The organism is Kribbella sindirgiensis, assembly GCF_004331435.1.
Lineage (GTDB): Bacteria > Actinomycetota > Actinomycetes > Propionibacteriales > Kribbellaceae > Kribbella > Kribbella sindirgiensis.
In genome coordinates, this window is sequence record NZ_SJKA01000001.1 from 403,686 (window position 1) to 423,492 (window position 19,807).

Genomic DNA, 19,807 nt, shown 5'->3' on the forward strand with positions numbered 1-19,807 from the left:
GTCGATCGCCACCCGCGTCGGCTTCTTTGTTCTCTCTTGGCAACAACAGAGACTCTAGCCAGCAGATCTGCGAATGTCTACCTTCGCCAACGCAGGTTTTTGTTAGCGGCGAGTTAAGACTTTAGTATCGCCGGATCCCTCTTCAGAGGATCTTCATGGAGTTCTTCGGTCACTCCGAGGGGATCTTCAGGGCCTTCTCAGGTCTGGCCGACAAAGTACTTGCCATGACCGAGAACCAGCCGCAGCAGCCGCAGAACCAGCCCGGCCAGAACGCACAGGGACCGCAGGGGCCGGAGCGGACGCAGCAGCTGCCGATGTACGGGCAGCATCAGCAGCAACAGCACGCGCCGCTTGGTGGGCTGCCGCGGCTGGACTCGGGGCCGCAAGGGCAGCGGCCGGGACAGTACCCCGCAGGTGGGAGTGCTTATCCGCAGTTCGGGGCGCCGGGGACGCATCAGGGGACGTCTCCGGGCCCGAACTGGCCCATCGGACCGCAGCCGGCCACCGCGACCGCGGTGAAGCCGAAGCGCCGGGCCGGACTCGCCGTGGTGGCGCTGACCGCGCTGCTGGTCGGCACCGCAGGCGGTGTCGGCGGCGCGGCCGTCTACTCGGCGACCACGGACCACACCTCCAACTCTCCCTCGGTGACCGCCCCGCTGACCGGCAACCAGGCGGCGCCCGCGTCGGCGCCGGACGGCTCGGTGCAGAGCGCCGCCGCGAAGGTCCTGCCGAGCGTGGTGAAGATCGCGGTCGCGACCCAGCAGGGGCAGGCGACCGGGTCCGGCATCGTGATCAGCAAGGACGGACTGATCGTCACGAACAACCACGTCGTGTCCGGCGCCGGGCAGGGTGCCGAGCTCACCGTGATCCTGAACGACGGGCGGACCGTGACGGCCACCGTCAAGGGCACCGACCCGCTCACCGACCTGGCGGTCATCCAGGCGAACGCGACCGACCTGACGCCGGCCACCCTCGGCCAGAGCGGGAAGCTCGCGGTAGGGCAGGGCGTGGTGGCGATCGGCTCGCCGTTCGGCCTGGAGGCGACCGTGACCAGCGGCATCGTCTCGGCGCTGAACCGCCCGGTGACGTCGGGCGACGAGGAGCAGGACAGTACGACGGTCTTCCCAGCAATCCAGACGGACGCCGCGATCAATCCGGGGAACTCCGGCGGCGCCCTCATCGACCTCGCCGGCCAGGTGGTCGGTATCAACAGCGCGATCAAAACCGCCGGCGGATCGGGACAATCCGAAGGCGGGAACATCGGCCTGGGGTTCGCGATCCCGATCGACCAGGCCAAGCCGATCATCGACGAGCTGGTGGCCAAGGGCAAGGCCACGCATGCGCGGCTCGGAGTGACGGTCGGCGACGCGCAGTCCTCCGACGGGCTCACGAACGGAGCACGCCTCGGCGAGGTTACGTCCGGCGGTGCGGCGGACAAGGCCGGTCTGCAGTCAGGTGACGTGGTCACCGCTGTGGACGGTAAGGCGATCGCGTCAGGGGACGCGTTGGTCGCCGCGGTCCGTTCGCACCGCCCGGGCGATCAGGTGACGCTCACTGTCACCCGCAACGGCAAGCCCCAGTCCATCAAGGCCACTCTCGGCTCCGACAACGGGAACCCGACCGGCTGACCGGACGTCTCAACCAGTAGACCGGACTGCGCCGCCCACCGAGCGGCGCAGTCCGTTTTTAATGCGCTGCGACGATCGGGGGCATTGGCTACCGTCCCGCCATGACATTTTCGCGGGAGAGACCGCCTTTTGTTGCCGATGAGCGAACGCAGGTAGTGGGCTGGCTGGACCAGCAGCGCGCGCTGGTGCGGTGGAAGCTGGAAGGACTGGCCGAGGCCGACGCGTACCGGGTGGCGCTCCCGGACTCGCCGCTGATGACACCGGCCGGGCTGGTGTCGCACATGCGGTGGACCGAGCACTGCTGGTTCAACGTGCTGTTCCTGGGCGAGTCGTACGAGGGCAACCCGCAGTTCCAGGAGGAGCCCGAGGACGCCGACATGATGGTCACCGGCGTACCGCTGGCACAGCTGCTGGACGAGTTCGAGGCGCAGTGCACGCAGTCGAACGGGATCGTCGCGACCCACTCACTCGACGACGTCGGCAAGCACCCGGACTTCAAGGCGGCCCAGGCCACACTGCGCTGGATGCTCCTCCACATGATCGAGGAGACCGCACGCCACGTCGGCCACCTCGACGCGATCCGCGAACTGCTCGACGGCCACAAGGGGTATTACTAGACTTGTGGAGATCCATCGGGCGGACGACCGCTTCCGGACCGCGAGCGAGTGGCTGGACTCGCGGCACTCGTTCTCGTTCGGGCCGCATTACGATCCGGCGAACGTCGGGTTCGGGTTCCTGCTCGCGCACAACGACGAGACGGTTGCCCCCGGCACCGGGTTCGGTACGCATCCGCACCAGGACCTGGAGATCGTCACCTGGGTACTGCGGGGCGCACTGGCTCATCGTGACTCGCAGGGGAACAGTGGGAGCGTCCACCCGGGACTCGCCCAGCGAATGAGTGCGGGCACCGGGATCCAGCACTCCGAGTGGAACGACGGCGACGAACCTGTGCACTACGTGCAGATGTGGGTTCGGCCGGACCGTTTCGACCTGCCACCGTCGTACGAGCAGGCTGAGCTCGACCTGACGACCGGGGAACTGATTCCGGTGGCGTCCGGCCTCGCCAAGCACGCCGCCGACAGCGCGATCCACCTCAATCAGCCGGCCGCCGGTCTGTCGGTGGCCCGGCTCGCTCCCGGCCAGTCGATCGAGCTGCCCGCTGCGCCGTACCTGCATGTCTTCGTCACGTCGGGTACGGCGAACCTCGAAAGCGCGGGCGATCTCGGGACCGCGGACGCCGTACGGCTGACCGGCTCGGACGGCGAACGCATCACCGCCGGCCCCACCGCAGCCGAGATCCTCCTCTGGGAAATGCGCGACTGACCATCACCGACCAGCCCGTCGCACGCACCTGAAAACCCGACCTTGTGCGCCACGTCCGCGTTTTCCGGGGCCGCCGTACGGATCCGGTGCACAAAGAGCGGTGCGGGGGCGTGCGGCGGGGGCGGGTCAGATGGCGCCTGTCAGGTGGAGCCAGTGCGGTACTTGCGGGGATGATGCCTGCGTGGTCCGGAGACCGACGTACCCGTCCGGGCGTACGGCGAGCAGGCCGTGGCCGTTGCGGTCCAGCAGCCGGTGCACGTGGATCGACTCGTCGGCCGTCTCGACCGTCGGCGCGTCGCGCAGCAACAGCAGATGGGTGCCCGGCTGCGCGGTGAGGGTCTGGAGCCGGGTGTCGCCGCGCGCGACGGTGACCGGCAGGTCCGGCAGCCGGTCACCGACACGAATCGGCAGCGACTCCGGCCGGCCGTCGTCGATCGACAACCGACTGCTCGGATACGCGACACGGAGCTGCGCAAGGATGCGGAAACCCGCGGCCGGCAGCTGCCGCCGGCGCAATACTGTGGGCAGTACCAACGGTGCGCCGACCGGCAGCAGCACGGTGCGGATGAGCGACGCCACCGGATCCAGACCGGATTCCGCCCAGAAGACCAGGTTCGTCCAGGCGGTCGTGACACGCGCGACGGGCCGACGCTCCAGCTCGTAGGAGTCGAGCAGCGTCTGCGGATCGGTTGCGTACGCCGCCCGCGCCAGCTTCCAGCCGAGGTTGATCGCATCCTGGAGACCGGTGTTCATCCCCTGACCTCCGGCCGGTGAATGGACATGCGCCGCATCGCCGGCCAGGAACACCCGATCGTGCCGGTAGCGATCGGCCAGCTGGTAACGCATCGGCACGACCTCCGACCAGGCGAGCCGGCTGACCCGGGCCTTCAAACGCGCCGCGTCCAGCAGTTGCTGCCCGTCGCGCGACGTCATCGGCCCGCCGCCGACCGCCCGGGTTGCGAGCAGCCGCCAAGTCGCCTGGTCGCCGTGCGGGAACAGGAAGATCAGCCCGGCGCGAGTGGTCGACACATGCGCGGTGTCCGTACCGAGCTCGCCGTCCAGTTCCAGATCGCCCTGCACGACCTCCCGGTCGTACGCGCCGCCGGTCGTCCCGATGCCGACCGCCTGGCGAACGACGCTGTCCGCACCGTCACAGCCGACGAGGTAGTCGAAACTCGCCGGCTCCGCAGCCCGAAAACGTGCTCGTACGCCGCTCCTGGCCGCCGTCAGATCCGTGAGCTCGACACCTCGCTCGATCCTGACATCGCGACTCTCCAGCGTCGCCGCGAGGACCCGCTCGACCTGAGCCTGCGGCAGCAAGGTCAGATGCGGGTACGGCGTGTCCGGCACCGCGAGCTCCGCGATCGTCACCGGGAGGACACGCCCACGCAGGTGGAGCCGGACGGTCGGCGCGGTGTCGGCGTACATCAGCAGCGAGTCGACGACGCCGAGCGGACGGAGTACCTCGAGCGATCGAGCGTGCAGCATCATCGCCCGCGACGGCCGGGCCGGCTCGGGGCGCTGGTCGACGACCCGGACGGAGGCACCCGACGCATGGGCCTGCAACGCAAGAGCGAGGCCTGTCGGCCCTGCGCCCACAACCAGGACGCGTGTCACCAGGACTCCGTCGGTCGCCACCACTGGCTGGGCTCTGCCGGGCCGCCGGAGCAGGCCGGGTCGGCAATCACGTCATCGCGGCGCAGACCCGGCAACACGCGGAACTGGATCGAGTCGAGCTCGGAGACGAGGGCGAGCGGCCACCACAGCGCGCGGACGTACGCGTCGGCCCGGTCCGGACCGTCCCAGTCGTACAGGCCGCGGTACACGCCGGACTCGTCGGCAGCGAACCAGAGCTTGGACACGAACCCCGGGAAACCTGCGAACAGCGGGGTGTTCAGCCAGCTCTCGGCGCGGAACGCCCGATGCCCCAGCCCACGGACGCGCCGGAGCCGGAACTGGACGATCAGCACACACGGCTCAAGTGGCGCCGGCCCCTCGAGCACGGTCTCGCGGTAGACCCACGAGGTCGACCCGTCCGCGAACCGGACCCGCTGCCCGACGTGACCGCGCGGGAACCGGATCCGGCGCCGCACCAACTGTACGGCGGTACGCCCGGCGCAGACGGCCAGCCGCGGCAGCGCTGCGCTCCATCGCAAGTGGTCCACGACACCACCGTCACCCGGCGGTCGACGGCCGGAAACGGCAGAAAGGCCCGAACCTCGGGGCCGTTCGGGCTAGGTCCTGTCGGTCTGCTCGCTCATCGTCCAGACGTGGCGCAGCGACTGGCCGGCCACGCCCTCCGGGTTCTCGGCGAAACCCTCGACGAACTGGCTCATGTGCTGCTGCCAGCGCTGGTCGATCGGGTCGTTGCGCAGGTACGCGACCGCGGCCTCGAAGTCGTCGGTCACCACCAGGTGGAAGAGGTCGCGGCCGCTGCGCCAGATCGACCAGTCGCTGATCCCGGCGGTGCGCATCACGGTGATCAGCTCCGGCCAGACGCGGGCGTGCTCGGTCTCGTAGGCCTCTTCGGTCCCGGGAATCAGGCGGCTGTGCAGAGCAAGGCGGGTCACAAAGGAGCAGAATACGCTGGCAGCCGCGACTCTGGAACGCGGTTCCAGAATCCGGGTCCGTCGATTCGCGCAACATCTCGGTCCCGATTCACCGATCATCTGCTGCCAACTCCTGAGCGGGTGCACGCGTCGTACTTGCGTCGGTTGAGTAGGTTTCCGAGGGAGCCACACGCCGAAGACCGTCCCCCGGTGTCCATCCGTCGTCGTGCGAGAGTTGGGATTGTGAAGCGAACCACTGCGATCGTCTGCCTGAGTAGTCTGCTGATCACCGCTGGTTGTTCGGACAGCAAGTCCGGCGGCGGCGGTAAGTCCGGCAGCGACGAGCAGCAGGCGTCCGGCGCGGTCATCAAGCAGTTCGCCGACGCCTGGGTGAAGGCCTGGGCGCCGAACGGGAAGCCCGACGCGGCCGGAGCGCTCACCGACAACCCGACGGTGTTCGCCAAGCGGCTCGACGACGTCGACAGCGCGCTGGTCGCGAGCACCGTGACGGTCACCCCGCAAGGCGAGCCGAAGTGCACCGACGGCAGCTGCACGCAGGACCTGGCCGTCGAGGCACAGCTGCGCGGCATCGGCGCGATGAAGTGGACCAGTACGGCGACCGCGGCCAAGACCGGCGACGCCTGGAAGGTGAAGGCCTCCGGCGACACGATCTACCCCGGTCTCGGCGAGAACAACTACCTCAAGCGCGTGCGCGCGCTGCCGGCCCGGGCCTCGATCCTGGACCGCAACGGCGTCGCCCTGACCGCGAACCGGCCGGTGGTGATCGTCGGCGTCGCCGCGGGCACCAAGGCGACGGCAGCGACGTACGCCGCGTTCACGAAGTACCTCGACGTCGACGGCGCGAAGCTCGCCGCGCGGGCGAAGGCCGCACCGGCCGGGCAGTTCGTGGACGCGATCACGATCCGCGCCGAGGAGTGGGAGGCGCTCCGGCCGACCATGAGCAAGCTCCCGGGCGTGCTGACCATGGGCGGTACGCAGTCGCTGCCGCCGACCGCGACGTTCGCCCGGTCGCTCCTCGGCACCATGAAGACCGCGACCGACGAGACCCTGAAGAACGCCGGTCCGACCGCTTCGGCGCAGGACCAGGTCGGCACGACCGGCCTGCAGTACGCGTTCCAGCAGCAGCTCGCCGGTACGCCGGGCGGCACGGTCGCGCTGCGGGACGGCAAGACCAAGCTGACGATCAAGACCGTGTTCAGCCAGAAGGGCACCGCCGGCAAGCCGGTGAAGACCACGCTGGACACGAACATGCAGAAGGCCGCCGAGGCCGCACTGGCGACGAGCAAGCTGCCGGCGTCGCTGGTCGCCGTCCAGGCGTCGACCGGTCAGATCCTCGCCGCGGCCAACGGGCCGCAGGTGGCCAGCTACAACCGGGCCTTCCAGGGCCGGTACGCGCCGGGTTCGACGTTCAAGATCGTCACCTCGGCGGCGCTGCTCGGCAGCGGTGAGACCGCTGCGACGCCGTTGCCGTGCACGGACACGATCAACGTGTTCGGCAAGACGTTCAAGAACTACGACGCGCTCGCGGCGTACGGCAACGGCACGATGCAGACGGCGTTCAACAAGTCCTGCAACACCGCGTTCATCTCGCAGCACGCGCGGCTGCCGAAGGACGGGATGACGAAGGCCGCGGCGATGTTCGGCATCGGGCGGGACCTGAACCTGTCGATCTCGGCGTACGGCGGCCAGGTCCCGGCGCCTAAGGACGACGTCGAGGAGGCCGCGTCGATGATCGGTCAGGGTACGGTCACCGCGAGCCCGCTGGCGATCGCGCTGGTCGCGGCCACGGTCGACCACGGTACGGCGATGAAACCGGTGCTCGTACCGGGCAAGGACGCCGCCGGCGCGGCCGCCTCCCCGTTGCCCGCGGCAACTGTTGCGGCGCTGCGGACGTTCATGCGGACCACGGTCACCGGCGGTACCGCCAGCGTGCTCGCCGGGAACGGGGCAGTCGCCGCGAAGACCGGTACCGCCGAGGTCGTGGTGAAGGGCAAGGTGACCACCAACGCCTGGATGGCCGGCTACCGCGGCGACGTGGCGTTCGCAGTCATCGTCGAGGGCGGCGAGTCCGGCTCACACACCGCCGGCCCCCTCCTGAAGAGCTTCCTCAGCAGCTTCAAGTAACCCGAATCGCCCCGTCGGCAGATTGTCGGCGGGGCGTCGTACTGTCCGCCTGCCGGTTGTCGGTAGGAAGTTCCTGAGAGTTCGCTGAAAGCGCGCCGTGACGGGGAAATCGTCACTTAGGGTTGCTGGATGGAGAGCTTGGTTTGCCCTAAGTGTCACGGCGCGATGCGGACGTACGAGCGCAGCGGGATCACCGTCGACCAGTGCGGTGACTGCCGCGGGATCTTCCTCGACCGGGGTGAGCTGGAGCGGCTCGTCGACGCCGAGGCGCGGTTCAACGCGCCGCAGCAGTCGCAGCAGGCACAGCAGCCGCGGTACGAGGAGAAGCGCTACGAGGAGAAGAAGCGGTACGACGACGACCGCCGGTACGACAACGACCGGCGCTACGACGACGACCGCCGGTACGGGAACCAGTACCCGCACAAGAAGAAAAAGAAGTCCTTCCTCGAAGACCTCTTCGACTAACGGGCGATGATCGTGCCCTGGGCGATCGCGCACAGGGTCGACGTACCGGCGTTGTCGAGCGTCGTGAGTTCGCACGTGCAGGTCGCCTGCCGCCTGCTCGAGTAGGCAACCTTCGCCTCGGCCCGGAGCACCATGCCCCGGGCCGGGCGGAGATAGCTGATCGTGAAGCCACCGGTCAGCACCTCGGGGCCCAGCGCCGTACCGCCGGCGAAGGTGAGCGCGTTGTCGGCCGCGTAACTCAGCAGGCCGCCGTGCAGAAACCCGTTCTGCTGCTGAAGGTCCGGCCGGATGTCGACCTCCAACGTCGCCCCACCGCCCCCGAACGCAACCACCCGCGCCCCGACCAGCACACTGAACGGCTGCGCGGCCAGCAACTTCTGCGCCATCTCCAACGTCAGATCCGCCACCTGCGCACGATATCTGGTGCTCGCAGGTGCGTGCAGGCGAGCCGTTGCCCGCGGACCGAGGGTTGCCCGCCAACCGGAAGCAGCCAAGCCTTTGGTGGGTAGGCGTCCGAGATGCTGGGTCTGCGCCCGGTATTTGGGTCGCCAACCCGGCATCTCGGACGTCTACCCACCACATGACGCGACAGGCGACCCGGCGCAGAGCGCAATCCTTGACATGGCCGCCCTTTCCGCTCACCGAACGGCGAAGGGATATCGTCAGCCTCGTGACCACGCCGCCAGTGCTCCTGCGCCCGATCACCGACGCCGAGTACCCGAGCTGGATGGAGCGTACGGCTGCGTCGTTCGCTGCGGCCGTCGGACCGGCCCGCGGGCTGACCCCGGACGAGGCGCTCGCAGTCGCGTACGAGGAGACCGAGAAGCACCTGCCCGAGGGACCAGCCACCGATCAGCAACTGATCTGGATCGCGGTCGCGGAGGACAAGCCGGTCGGAAGTCTGTGGATCAGCACCAAGTCGAACGTGCCGTTCATCTACGGCATCGAGGTGGACAGCGGCCAGCGCGGCAAGGGGTACGGGCGGGCGATCATGCTGGCCGGCGAGGAAGAATGCCGTCGACTCGGCTACAAACAGCTGGAGCTGAACGTCTTCGGGGACAACACCACCGCGATCGGCCTGTACGACTCACTCGGCTACGCGGTGATCTCGCAGCAGATGCGCAAGGACCTCTGAGAAACCGACTGGACGGCGCTTTCCGGGGCGGCATACCGTGGTTGGTGGCAGCCGCACGTCGGAAGGACCCACAGGGAGCGATGTCGACACGCCGTCGAGATAAGGGTTGAATCCAACCCCCGCGGTCGGACCGGACCGCGTAGCCGGGACGGACCTCAGTGTCCGCCTGGCCGATCTCACGTGACGTGAGCGGCCTGCGCTCTGCGCGTTTTGCGCGGTGACGCTGCCCGGTCCTGACGTTCTCTCGAAAGCGGTGCATTCCCGATGACACCTGTCATTTCGGCCCATGATCTGACCAAGACCTACACGTTCCACCAGCAACGCGCCGGGCTCGGCGGCGCGCTGAAGAGCCTGGTGCGACGCAAGTACGAGACCCGGCTCGCCGTCGACCGGGTCACCTTCTCCATCGGCCGCGGCGAGGTCGTCGGGCTGCTCGGCCCGAACGGCGCCGGCAAGACGACCACGCTGAAGATGCTGTCCGGCCTGCTCTACACCACCTCCGGGGAACTGCAGGTGCTCGACCACACGCCGTCGGACCGCAAGCACGACTACCTGCGCCGGATCGCGCTCGTCATGGGCCAGAAGACCATGCTGTGGTGGGACGTCCCGGCGATGGAGAGTCTCCTGCTGCACAAGGACATGTACGGCCTGTCCACCGCGGCGTTCGACCGGAACGTCGCCGAACTCGCCGAGTTGCTCGAGGTCGAGCACCTGCTGAACGTGCAGGTCCGCAAAACCTCGCTCGGTGAACGGATGAAGCTCGAACTGATGGCCGCGCTGGTCCACGGCCCGGAGATCCTGTTCCTGGACGAGCCGACGATCGGTCTCGACGTGGTCGCGAAGGCCCGGGTCCGCTCGTTCCTCGCCGACGTCAACCGGCTCCGCGGGACCACGATCCTGATCACCAGCCACGACATGGACGACATCGAGGCGCTCTGCTCGCGGGTGATGATCATCGACCACGGCCGGCTGCAGTTCGACGGCGGTCTCGACGACCTGGTCCGTACGGCGCAACCTCGCAAGCTGGTGCGTGCGACGTACGCGGCACCTGTGGAAGTCGGTCACCTGGACGGGGTCACCGGGGTCACCGGGGTCGAGGTCTCCGGGCCGACGGTCACGCTCGAAGCGGATCGGGAACGCGCCGGTGCCGTGATGGAGCAGCTGACCCGGCTCGGCCCGCTGGTCGACCTCGACGTCGCGGACGCCGACATCGAGGACATCATGCGCGACCTGTTCCTGCGCCGCAGCACGCTGGGGGACGCATGAGCACCGTCACCCGGAACCTTCGCGTCGTACGGCGGATGACGGCGGCCGACATCGCGCAGCAGTCCGTGTACCGCGGCGCCTGGATCATCTTCATGCTGGCGAACATCACCATGCCGATCATCTCGCTGCTGATCTGGCGGACGGCGCTGGCGAGCGGTGCCCAGTTGCCGGTCGACGAGCGGTACGTGACGACGTACTTCGTGCTGCTCGGGTTCGTCACGATGGCGACGTCGTCGTGGATGGCCGGGTTCCTCGCCCAGGACATCCGGATGGGGAAGCTGTCGAGCTGGATGATCCGGCCGGCGTCGCTGCTGACCGGCTTCGTCGCGAACAACCTGTCGGAGAAGTTCCTGAAGCTGTTCGCGCTGGTGCCGATGATCGGCATCGTGTGGTGGATCTTCCGGGATTCGATGAACATCCCGGCCGGCCCGGGACGCTGGGTGCTGTTCGCGCTCAGCATCCTGCTCGGGGCGATGCTGGTGTTCACGATCGACATCCTGATCGCGTCGCTGGCGTTCTGGATGGACGACGTCAGCGCGCTCGTCCAGGCGCGCGTGATCATCGCGAGCGTCCTGTCCGGTGCCGTCGTACCGCTGGCGCTGATGCCGTCGTGGTCGCGAGGATTCGTCGACCATCAGCCGTTCCGCTACACGGTGTCGTTCCCGGTCGAGATCGTCGCCGGTCAGCTGACCGGGCGCGAACTGCTGGTGGGGCTGGGGATCCAGCTCGGGTACGTCGTGGTGTTCGCGGCGATCGCCCGGCTGGTCTGGTCCGCGGGGATCCGCGCGTACTCGGCGGTGGGCGCATGAGCACGTTGGATCGGACCTGGTGGCACAAGCAGTGGCGGCATCTGCGGTTGTGGCGGCGGTTCTTCGCGCAGGCCGTGGTGCGGGAAACTCATTTCCGTGCGCATTTCCTGACCACGCTGCTCGTCGGGCTCGTGCAGCTCGGGCTGGGGATCGTGCCGACGTTGCTGCTGTTCGGGTTCACGGCCGAGGTGCACGGGTGGTCGCGGGCCGAGGTGATCGCGCTGGTCGGCGTGTTCCAGATCGTCACCGGTCTGATGGCGACGTTCATCGCGCCGAACCTGAACCGGATGACGACGTACCTGACCGAGGGTGAGCTGGACAGCGTCCTGCTGCGGCCGGTGTCGAGCCAGTTCTACCTGACGCTGCGCTGGATCAACGTCGCGGAGCTCACGAACGTCGCCAGCGGCATCGTGGTCCTGGTGATCGGGCTCGTGCAGGCCGGTATCGGCTTCGGTCCGGGGCAGGTCGCGCAGGCCGTCGTACTCGTCGGCACCGGGTTGGTGCTGCTCACCGCGGTGTGGTCGGCGATGTCGTTCCTGGCCTTCTGGCTGCAGTCGGTGAACCCGATCGGGTTCGTGTTCCTGAACCTGATGGAGGCCGGGCGGTACCCGCTGGTGTTCTTCCCGGCCGCGGTGCGGACGTTCCTGACGTTCGCGTTCCCGGTGGCGTTCGCGACGACGTTCCCGGTACGGGCGCTGACTGGCGATCTCGGCTGGGGGACGGTGGCCGTGGGGCTCGGGCTCGCGGTCGTGGCTCAGGGCCTGGTGCGGTTGCTGTGGCGGCGCGGGCTGCTGACGTACTCCAGCGCGTCCAGCTGATGTGGTTACCTGTGAGCTATGAGCTGGTGGCTCCTGCACGTGGACATGGATCAGTTCATCGCGGCCGTCGAGATCCGGCGGCGGCCTGAGCTCCGCGGGCTGCCTGTCGTGGTGGGCGGGTCCGGCGACCCGACCCAGCCACGGCAGGTGGTCGCCACGGCGTCGTACGAGGCGCGGGCGTTCGGCGTACATTCCGGGATGCCGGTGCGGGCGGCGTACAAGAAATGCCCGGACGCCGTTTTCCTTCCGTCGGATCCGACTGCGTACGACGCGGCGTCGGCCGAGGTGATGGACACGCTGCGGTCGTTCCCGGTCGTGGTCGAGGTCTGGGGCTGGGACGAGTGCATGGTCGGCGCCGAGACCGACGACCCCGAGGCGTTGGCCGCGGAGCTCCGGGCCGCCGTCGAGTCTCGCACCTCGCTGACCTGCGCGGTCGGCATCGGCGACAACAAGACCCGCGCCAAACTGGCCACCAACTTCGCCAAGCAGGAACGCTCGCACGCCGCGCCTTTCGAGGGCGCCGGCCCCGCCACCGGGATCTACCGCCTCACCGTGGCCAACTGGCGGGAGGTGATGGACCACCGCCCCGTCCGCGACCTGTGGGGCATCGGCTCCCGGATGGAACGCAACCTCAACGAGCTAGGCGTGCTGACGGTCGCCGACCTCGCCGCGGCCGATGTCGAGGTCCTGAAGAAGCGGTTCGGTCCGAAGATGGGCACTTGGTACGCCGCCCTCGGCCGCGGGCTCGGCGACAAGGAGGTCACCGACGTACCGCGCGAACCCGTCTCGCGCAGCCACGAGGAGACGTTCCCCGAGGACCTCGTCGAACGCGCCGACATCGAGCGCGAACTCCGGCGCATCGCGATCGAGGTCACCGAGGAAGTGGTCGCCGACGGCCGCACCGTCCAACGCGTCTGGGTGAAGGTCCGGTTCATCACCTTCTTCACCCCGATCAAGAGCCGCAAACTGCCCGAGCCCACCCAGGATCCAGAGGTGATCGCAACCACGGCTCTCGCGCTCCTGGAAAAGTTCGAGGTCCGCCGGCCCATTCGGTTGCTGGGCGTCCGTGTCGAGTTCGTGCCCGGCTAGGAGAACAGCTGCCAGCGGCCCTCGGAGATGACGTCGACCTTGCCGTCGGTCACCTTGATCGCGGTGTCGTCGTCGATCGCGTACGTCGGCGCCGGGATCCGGGATGCCCAGATCTCCGCGTTGGCCGGCGAGGCATCGGGGTGCTGCGGGTTCTCGAAGTGCGGGATCACCGCGAAGTCGACGAGTCCCGCCCCCTGTCCCGTGACCAGGGTTCTCCTGACGTCGCCCTCGGGTGTGGCGAAGACCGTCTCCTCCGACTTCAGCGGTCCGTCGGCCGCGCGAGGTGGTTCGGTGTACGTCTCGACAAACGTGGACGTAGCCGCGATCGCTCCCGCGCTCACGCCGACGTACACCGCCTCGGAGCGCAGCTTCGGCAGCAGGCCGGCCACGCCGGACTGCCGCATCCAGTTCGCGAGAAACAGCGGGTCGCCGCCGCCTACCAGCAGTGCGTCGGCCTCCCTGACCGTTGGCACCCAGGCGGCCTCCTCGATGCTCGGCAGCACCGACAGCTCCAGGATCCCCAGCGATTTCCAGCCCAGTTCAGCCAACCGCGACCGCCCCTGGCCCGAGATCGCCCGCCATGCCGCCCCGGCCCCGCCGGGGAAGGGGTAGATGGCGGTCGGGATGAAGAGCGCGTTGGACTCGGCGATCGGTTTGCCCAGCAGATCCACCAGCGCGTCTTCGATGCTCGGGTTCGTGATACCAGCGGAAGTCAGAAGAAGTCTCATGTCACCACCACGAACAGCCCTGCCCCAATCCGACAACCTCGTCGACCGAAGGCTAGCCGAGTTGGGCGAGAACCTTTGCCAGGGCGGCGTAGCTTTCATGAACGAGTTCGGATTTGGCCAGGCGGTGGCGTTCGAGGCGGATTGCGGCCAGGTGGCGGGCCTCGTAGATCCTGGATCTCCAGCGGGCGGCGGGTGTTTGGTTCAGGGCGCCGTACGACTCCCAGAAGGACTCTCGTTCGTCGTCCTTCGACTGGGCCATGCGGATCGTCCAGTCGGCGGCTGGGTCGCCGAACTCGGTGCGGTCGAAGTCGAGTACTCCGGAGATCAGGGGCTCGGGAGCCTCGGCGTCGAGGAGGCAGTTGACCGTCCAGAGGTCGCCCGTCAGCAGCTGCGGTTCGTCGATTTCGTCCAGCGTCGCGTGCCCTTGTGCGGCCAGGTCGGCGGCTTTCCGTACGTCGGCGTCGTCCAGGCCCGCTTGCTCCAGGTCGTCGGCGATCTGCGTGAACGATGCGATGACCGCCTCACTCCAGGACGCGTACGCCGGACCGGAAACGCGACCGAAGTGCGGTCCGCGTACGTCGTGCACGGTCCGGGTGATCGCGCCGAGTTGGCGGAAGAACGTCGTACGGCCGGACCGCGGGTACCGGCCGAGGTGCTCCGGAGCGGGGACACCGGGTAGGTAGGTCTGAATCATCCAGTCCCGGTCGACGACGTCGTGCGACCAGTCCACCGCCAGCACCTGTGGCATCAAAGGCGCAATCACCGCGAGCCACGGAACGCTCGCATACTCGTTCCGCATCAAGTGCAACTCGGACCCGAACTGCACCTGCTCCTGCGGCGCCGCCCGCAGAATCACCGGGGCATCCGACCCACCCAACTCCACCCGGTAGACGCTGTTGTACCCCCCGAGTCCCAGCTCGACGGCCTGCACCACCACGACGCCGGAGCCGAACGCCTGTCGGCAGATCACCTCGATCTGCGCCGCGTTCAGGCCGCGCTGGAACGCCTCCGGCTCGCGCTCGATCGCCCGGAGCTCCACCTATCCGCCGATCGCTGACTGGACCGCACCGACGAGCTCTTCGTTCATGGGCAGGACTCTAGGTCAGGTGGTAGGTGCGGGTGGCTGTGGTGGTGAAGACGGACTCTTGGTCGGAGGGGGACAGGGTGGAGGTGAGGGTTTCCGCGGTGGTGACGACGTCGGCGTAGGAGGCGGCGAGGAGGCAGACCGGCCAGTCGGAGCCGAACATCACCCGGTCCGGGCCGAAGGCTTCCAGGACGGTGTCGGCGTACGGCTGGAGGTCTTTGGCGGTCCAGGTGGCCCAGTCTGCCTCGGTGACCATGCCGGAGAGTTTGCAGGTGACGTTGGGGAGGGCGGCCAGCTCGCGGAGTTGGGTGGCCCACAGGTCCAGCGGCTCGCCGACGACCGGTTTGGAGATGTGGTCGACGACGAACGTGAGCTGCGGGAGGTTGCGGACGGTCTGGATCGCGGCTGGCAGGTGCGGTGTCTTCGTGAGAAGGTCGTACGCGAGTCCGGCGTCCGCGACCGCGGCCAGACCACGTTGTACGTCGGGACGCACCAGCCAGTCGACATCGGGCTCGTCGTGCACCTGATGGCGGATCGCCTTCAAGTACGAGCCGTCCGGACGCGCCTGGAGCGATGCCAGCGTGTCAGCGACGTCGGGAGCGGTCAGGTCGACCCAGCCGACCACGCCCGCCACCAGGTCGTTGCCAGCGGCAATCTCCAGGAACTCGGCTGTTTCCGCAACCAGACCGACTGTTTGCACGAGTACGGTCTCACTGACGTCGGCAGCTGCGGCGAGCGGCGCCAGGTCTGCGATCGAGAAGTTGCGCCGGATCGGATCCATCTCCGGTCCCGCCATCCACGTCTGCTCGCGGACGGTGAGATCCCAGACGTGGTGATGCGCGTCGACTCTTGTCATGCGGGTGTGGTCCCTTCACTCAGGCAACGCGCCGGTCGTCGATGGCATCAGCATTCCAGTCGATCCCCAGACCCGGTACGTCGGGCGCGACCGCATGCCCGTCGGCCACAGCCATCTCCGAGCGCGTGATCGCCCGCAGTTGCGGGATGTGCTCGACGTACCGCCCGTTCGGCACAGCTGCGGTCAGACTGACGTGCAACTCCATCAGGAAGTGCGGACACACCTCGAGATTGAACGTCTCCGCCAGATGCGCGACCTTCAACCACGGTGTGATCCCGCCGACCCGCGCGACGTCGACCTGCACGATCCCGGCGCCGCCTGAAGCGACGTACTCCCGGAACTGCGAGACGGAGTAGAGCGACTCCCCCACAGCGATCGGAATCGAGGTCGACTCGGCCAAACGCACATGCCCCGTCACATCGTCGGCCGGCAACGGCTCTTCGAACCAGGACAGGTCCACGGCTTCGAACGCCGCAGCCCGTCGTTTCGCCTCGGCGTACGTCATGGACTGGTTGGCGTCGACCATGATGTCCAGCGACGGACCCACTGCGTCCCGCACTGCCCGCAGCCGCTCCACATCCTCGTGGACACGCGGTTTGCCGACCTTCAGCTTCACACCGGGCCAACCGGCCTTCTGTGACGCGAGAGCGCCCGCCACCAGCTCATCTGTTGTCAGATGCAACCAGCCGCCCTCTGTGTCGTACAGCGGCACCTGCTGCCGGTACCCACCTGCCAGCCGCCACAGCGGCTCTCCGGCCCGCAGGCACCGCAGGTCCCACAGAGCGGTGTCCACGGCAGCTAGAGCGAGTGAAGTGATCGCACCGACCGTCGTAGCGTGTGTAGACCAGAACAGGTCCGACCAGAGCCCCTCGACGTTCCGCGCGTCCTTCCCGACGAGTCGCGGCAACAGGTGGTCCCGCAGCAACGCCAGTACGGCGGAGCCGCCCGTGCCGATCGTGTACGAGTACCCGAGCCCGGTCAGCCCGTCGGATGTCGACAAGGAGACGAAGATCGTTTCCTGCTTCAGGAAGGCCTGGACGGCGTCGGTGCGGACCGTCTCGACCTCCAGGTCGACAAGGTACGCCTCGGCCCCCACGATCGTAGAGCTCACCGATTTCCTCCAAGATCCTATAGGATATTGCGTACCTGATGCTCCCGCTTCACACTGGACCCGTCAAGGCGGACTGCGAGTCGGGCAGAATGAGGCCCTTCGCGGGTGGAGCACGGTGCGGGAGGAGCGGGCGACAGTGACGGATGCGCATGTGGGCCTGGCGGGGCAGCTCGCCCGCCTGCCGCAGCGACAGGTGCTGAGTGACGACGTCTACGAGACGGTCAAGGGCCTGATCATGGACAGCGTGGTCGAGCCGGGCACTCGGTTGAACATCGATGCACTGACCCGTGAGCTGGGCATTTCCCAGACCCCGATCCGGGAGTCGCTGGCCCGGCTGGAGTCCGACGGCCTGGTGATCAAGGAGCCGCTGCGCGGGTACCGGGTGTCGTCGCGGCTGACCCGCGACGAGTTCGAGGACCTCTTCGAGTACCGCCTGCACATCGAGCCGTGGGCGGCCGGGCGCGCCGCCGAGCGGTCCGGCGCCGACGACCTGGCCCGACTCAAGGCGGAGATGCTCAGCTACACCGACGTACCGGACCGTCCGTCGTACGACAGCTATCGGGCGATGGCGGCGCACGACCAGCGGTTCCACGACCTCGTTCTCGAGCTGGCCGGCAACGAGACCGCGCGGCTGTCCTTCCAGCGGACACACTGCCACCTGCACCTGTTCCGGCTGTACTACGGTGGCGGCATCGCGACGAAGGCGTTGCGAGAGCACAAGGCAGTGGTGACCGCCGTCCGTAAGGGCGAACCGAAGGAAGCGGCCGCGGCGATGCGGTCCCACATCGAGGCCTCCCGCGCCCGGCTGCGGCCCATCTTCGACAAGTCGTAGGAGACAGTTGTGGAATTGCTGCGTCTCGGCGCGGTCGGCGAGGAGCGCCCGTACGTGCGCGCCGCCGACGGCACCGTTCACGACCTGAGCCCGCTCACCGCCGACATCGACGGAGCGTTCCTCGCCGCCGACGGCATCGCCCGGACCCGCGCCGCGTTGGAGGCCGGCGAGCTGCCCGTCGCCGACGCCGAGGGCCTGCGGATCGGCGCGCCGATCGCCCGGCCGGGCGCCGTGGTCTGCATCGGCATGAACTACGCGGCGCACGCGGCCGAGGGCGGTGCCGAGCCGCCGAAGCAGCCGATCGTCTTTTTCAAGCACCCGAACACCGTGGTCGGCGCGTACGACGACGTACTGGTGCCGCGGGGTTCGGTGAAGACCGACTGGGAGGTCGAGCTCGCGGTCGTGATCGGCCAAGAGGCGCGGTACGTCGAGACCGACGAGGAGGCGCTCGCATGCGTCGCCGGGTACGCCGTCTCGAACGACGTGTCCGAACGCGCGTTCCAGATCGAGGTCTCCGGCGGCCAGTGGTCGAAGGGGAAGTGCTGCGAGACGTTCAACCCGCTCGGGCCCGCGCTGGTTCCGGCCGACGAGGTCGATCCCACGAACCTGAACCTGCGCTCCTGGGTGAACGGTGAGCCGCGGCAGGACTCGAACACGGCCGACATGATCTTCTCGGTCGCCGCGCTGATCCGCGACCTCTCGCAGTACATGGTGCTCAGCCCCGGCGACATCGTGAACACCGGCACGCCGGAAGGCGTCGCGCTGTCCGGCCGGTTCCCGTACCTGTCCCCCGGCGACACGATGGAACTCGAGATCGAAGGCCTCGGCCGCCAGAAGCAGTCCCTCGGCAAGGTCTGAAACTGTCCCCGGCTGGTTCTAGGGTCGGCTGGGTGACCTACTTGGACGACATCAGCAGCTCGTACGACACCGTCGCACCGTCGTACGCCGAACTTGTCGTGACCGGCGCCGACTGGGAAGACGCCGCTTTCGACCTCCTCGCCGAGCTCCTGCCCGGCGACTCGAAGATCGTGCTGGATGTCGGGTGTGGACCGGGGCGGACGACCGGACTGCTGGCTGCGCGCGGGCTGCAGGTTGAGGGAATCGACCTCTCGCCCGGGATGATCGAGGTCGCCCGCCGCGATCACCCGGAGCTCAGCTTTCGCGTCGGCTCGATGACCGCCCTCGACGTACCGGACGACTCGGTCGCCGGCGTCGTGTCGTGGTGGTCGATCATCCACCTGCCCCGCGACGTTGTACCGCAGGCGTTCGCCGAGTTCCATCGCGTGCTCGCCCCCGGCGGCGTCCTCCTGATGGGTTTCCACGTCGGCGAGGAATCGACCCACAAGACGTCCGGCTACGGCGGCCATCCGATGAACATCTACGTGCACCGCTGGACCGCGCCCGCCCTCACCGAGATCGCGGTCGCCGCGGGCTTCACGCCGTACCTGGACCCGGAAATTCCCGAGGACCGGCTGTTCTTCCGGAAGTAAGAGGGCGTCTGAGAACTCTGCGCCGTCGCGAGGAGGTGCCGTGCCGAGTGCCCCGCAGTAGGCGCAGGGTTCTCAGACGCCCTCTACCCTCTGCCCATGACTTCTCGCGTGCGGACGGTGACGTTCGATGCCCACGACCCCTACGAGATCGCCGGCTTCTGGCTGCAGGTCCTGAAGGCCGAGCGCCCCGACGACGACCACCCCGGCGACCCGTACGCCTCGGTCCCGGCCGACGGCCTCACCGTGCTCTTCGAGCAGAACAACGACGAGAAGGTCGTCAAGAACCGCGGCCACCTGGACCTCGAGCCCGAGACCACCCGCGACGAGGAGGTCGCCTGGCTCCTCACGCTCGGCGCCACCATCGCCCACGACCACCGCGAACCCGACGGCACCGGCTGGGTCACCATGCAGGACCCTGAAGGCAACGAGTTCTGCGTCCTCCGCAGCGCCGCCGAACGCGCCGCGACCAGCTGACCCCG

The 19,807-nt window shown here is 68.3% G+C and carries 22 protein-coding genes; 14 read left to right on the plus strand and 8 right to left on the minus strand.

Annotation, left to right across the window (positions count from 1 at the left end; genetic code table 11):
- Window positions 1–224: 224 nt before the first annotated feature.
- The 3 genes from E0H50_RS01985 to E0H50_RS01995 all read left to right on the plus strand — a co-directional run bounded on the left by E0H50_RS01985 (window position 225) and on the right by E0H50_RS01995 (window position 2,951).
- Window positions 225–1,628, plus strand: a complete 1,404-nt coding sequence (locus E0H50_RS01985; RefSeq protein ID WP_131284096.1) for a S1C family serine protease — start codon at window positions 225–227, stop codon at window positions 1,626–1,628.
- Window positions 1,629–1,729: 101 nt separating this feature from the next.
- A complete protein-coding gene (locus tag E0H50_RS01990; RefSeq protein ID WP_131284098.1) occupies window positions 1,730–2,245 on the plus strand; it encodes a DinB family protein in 516 nt (171 codons plus the stop codon).
- Window positions 2,246–2,249: 4 nt separating this feature from the next.
- Window positions 2,250–2,951, plus strand: coding sequence for a pirin family protein (locus tag E0H50_RS01995; protein WP_202867975.1), 702 nt, complete (start codon window positions 2,250–2,252; stop codon window positions 2,949–2,951).
- Window positions 2,952–3,077: 126 nt separating this feature from the next.
- On the opposite strand, the gene E0H50_RS02000 is transcribed toward E0H50_RS01995, so the two are convergent.
- The 3 genes from E0H50_RS02000 to E0H50_RS02010 form a co-directional block, all read right to left on the minus strand.
- A complete protein-coding gene (locus E0H50_RS02000; RefSeq protein ID WP_202867976.1) occupies window positions 3,078–4,568 on the minus strand; it encodes an FAD-dependent monooxygenase in 1,491 nt (496 codons plus the stop codon).
- Complete coding sequence (locus tag E0H50_RS02005; RefSeq protein ID WP_202867977.1) at window positions 4,565–5,116, minus strand: hypothetical protein; 552 nt, start codon at window positions 5,114–5,116, stop codon at window positions 4,565–4,567. Before E0H50_RS02005 ends, E0H50_RS02000 begins: the two co-directional genes overlap by 4 nt.
- Before the next feature lie 69 nt (window positions 5,117–5,185).
- The gene (locus E0H50_RS02010) at window positions 5,186–5,521 is read right to left on the minus strand and encodes an L-rhamnose mutarotase (protein WP_131284104.1); all 336 of its coding nucleotides are present in this window, start codon (window positions 5,519–5,521) and stop codon (window positions 5,186–5,188) included.
- Window positions 5,522–5,743: 222 nt separating this feature from the next.
- On the opposite strand from E0H50_RS02010, the gene E0H50_RS02015 reads away from it, so the two are divergent.
- Together E0H50_RS02015 and E0H50_RS02020 are read left to right on the plus strand one after the other, a co-directional pair.
- Window positions 5,744–7,645: a penicillin-binding transpeptidase domain-containing protein gene (locus tag E0H50_RS02015; protein ID WP_131284106.1), complete on the plus strand. Its 1,902-nt coding sequence runs from the start codon at window positions 5,744–5,746 to the stop codon at window positions 7,643–7,645.
- A gap of 129 nt (window positions 7,646–7,774) precedes the next feature.
- Entirely contained in the window at window positions 7,775–8,110 is a 336-nt protein-coding gene (locus tag E0H50_RS02020) for a TFIIB-type zinc ribbon-containing protein (RefSeq protein WP_131284108.1), read from the plus strand.
- Here the strand turns inward: E0H50_RS02020 and E0H50_RS02025 are convergent.
- On the minus strand, window positions 8,107–8,517 hold the full coding sequence (locus E0H50_RS02025; RefSeq protein ID WP_238150712.1) for a PaaI family thioesterase: 411 nt from the start codon (window positions 8,515–8,517) through the stop codon (window positions 8,107–8,109). The genes E0H50_RS02020 and E0H50_RS02025 overlap by 4 nt on opposite strands.
- A 263-nt stretch (window positions 8,518–8,780) precedes the next feature.
- On the opposite strand from E0H50_RS02025, the gene E0H50_RS02030 reads away from it, so the two are divergent.
- From E0H50_RS02030 to E0H50_RS02050, 5 genes are all read left to right on the plus strand, one after another.
- Window positions 8,781–9,245 carry a GNAT family N-acetyltransferase gene (locus E0H50_RS02030; RefSeq protein ID WP_238150713.1) on the plus strand — a complete coding sequence of 155 codons (465 nt, stop codon included), beginning with the start codon at window positions 8,781–8,783 and terminating at the stop codon, window positions 9,243–9,245.
- Window positions 9,246–9,509: 264 nt separating this feature from the next.
- A complete protein-coding gene (locus tag E0H50_RS02035; RefSeq protein WP_131284112.1) occupies window positions 9,510–10,511 on the plus strand; it encodes an ABC transporter ATP-binding protein in 1,002 nt (333 codons plus the stop codon).
- The gene (locus tag E0H50_RS02040; protein ID WP_131284114.1) at window positions 10,508–11,320 is read left to right on the plus strand and encodes an ABC transporter permease; all 813 of its coding nucleotides are present in this window, start codon (window positions 10,508–10,510) and stop codon (window positions 11,318–11,320) included. Before E0H50_RS02035 ends, E0H50_RS02040 begins: the two co-directional genes overlap by 4 nt.
- On the plus strand, window positions 11,317–12,138 hold the full coding sequence (locus E0H50_RS02045) for an ABC transporter permease (RefSeq protein ID WP_131284116.1): 822 nt from the start codon (window positions 11,317–11,319) through the stop codon (window positions 12,136–12,138). The genes E0H50_RS02040 and E0H50_RS02045 overlap by 4 nt, the downstream gene beginning before the upstream one ends.
- An 18-nt stretch (window positions 12,139–12,156) precedes the next feature.
- Complete coding sequence (locus E0H50_RS02050) at window positions 12,157–13,227, plus strand: DNA polymerase IV (protein ID WP_131284118.1); 1,071 nt, start codon at window positions 12,157–12,159, stop codon at window positions 13,225–13,227.
- Here the strand turns inward: E0H50_RS02050 and E0H50_RS02055 are convergent.
- From E0H50_RS02055 to E0H50_RS02070, 4 genes are read right to left on the minus strand one after another with little or no spacing between them, the layout of a single operon-like run.
- Complete coding sequence (locus tag E0H50_RS02055; RefSeq protein WP_131284119.1) at window positions 13,224–13,955, minus strand: Type 1 glutamine amidotransferase-like domain-containing protein; 732 nt, start codon at window positions 13,953–13,955, stop codon at window positions 13,224–13,226. The genes E0H50_RS02050 and E0H50_RS02055 overlap by 4 nt on opposite strands.
- A 52-nt stretch (window positions 13,956–14,007) precedes the next feature.
- Complete coding sequence (locus E0H50_RS02060) at window positions 14,008–14,994, minus strand: phosphotransferase family protein (protein ID WP_131284121.1); 987 nt, start codon at window positions 14,992–14,994, stop codon at window positions 14,008–14,010.
- A gap of 58 nt (window positions 14,995–15,052) precedes the next feature.
- Window positions 15,053–15,895, minus strand: a complete 843-nt coding sequence (locus E0H50_RS02065; RefSeq protein ID WP_131284123.1) for an amidohydrolase family protein — start codon at window positions 15,893–15,895, stop codon at window positions 15,053–15,055.
- Between the two features lie 19 nt (window positions 15,896–15,914).
- Window positions 15,915–17,006 (minus strand): mandelate racemase/muconate lactonizing enzyme family protein, encoded by a 1,092-nt coding sequence (locus E0H50_RS02070; RefSeq protein ID WP_238150714.1) that lies wholly within the window; start codon window positions 17,004–17,006, stop codon window positions 15,915–15,917.
- A 136-nt stretch (window positions 17,007–17,142) separates the two neighbouring features.
- Here E0H50_RS02070 and E0H50_RS02075 point away from each other — a divergent pair, with 136 nt between their 5' ends.
- The 4 genes from E0H50_RS02075 to E0H50_RS02090 all read left to right on the plus strand — a co-directional run bounded on the left by E0H50_RS02075 (window position 17,143) and on the right by E0H50_RS02090 (window position 19,802).
- Complete coding sequence (locus E0H50_RS02075; protein WP_131284127.1) at window positions 17,143–17,838, plus strand: GntR family transcriptional regulator; 696 nt, start codon at window positions 17,143–17,145, stop codon at window positions 17,836–17,838.
- A gap of 9 nt (window positions 17,839–17,847) precedes the next feature.
- Window positions 17,848–18,696 carry a fumarylacetoacetate hydrolase family protein gene (locus E0H50_RS02080; protein WP_131284129.1) on the plus strand — a complete coding sequence of 283 codons (849 nt, stop codon included), beginning with the start codon at window positions 17,848–17,850 and terminating at the stop codon, window positions 18,694–18,696.
- A 32-nt stretch (window positions 18,697–18,728) separates the two neighbouring features.
- Window positions 18,729–19,328 carry a class I SAM-dependent methyltransferase gene (locus E0H50_RS02085; protein WP_131284131.1) on the plus strand — a complete coding sequence of 200 codons (600 nt, stop codon included), beginning with the start codon at window positions 18,729–18,731 and terminating at the stop codon, window positions 19,326–19,328.
- Between the two features lie 96 nt (window positions 19,329–19,424).
- A complete protein-coding gene (locus tag E0H50_RS02090) occupies window positions 19,425–19,802 on the plus strand; it encodes a VOC family protein (protein ID WP_131284133.1) in 378 nt (125 codons plus the stop codon).
- Window positions 19,803–19,807 lie beyond the last annotated feature (5 nt).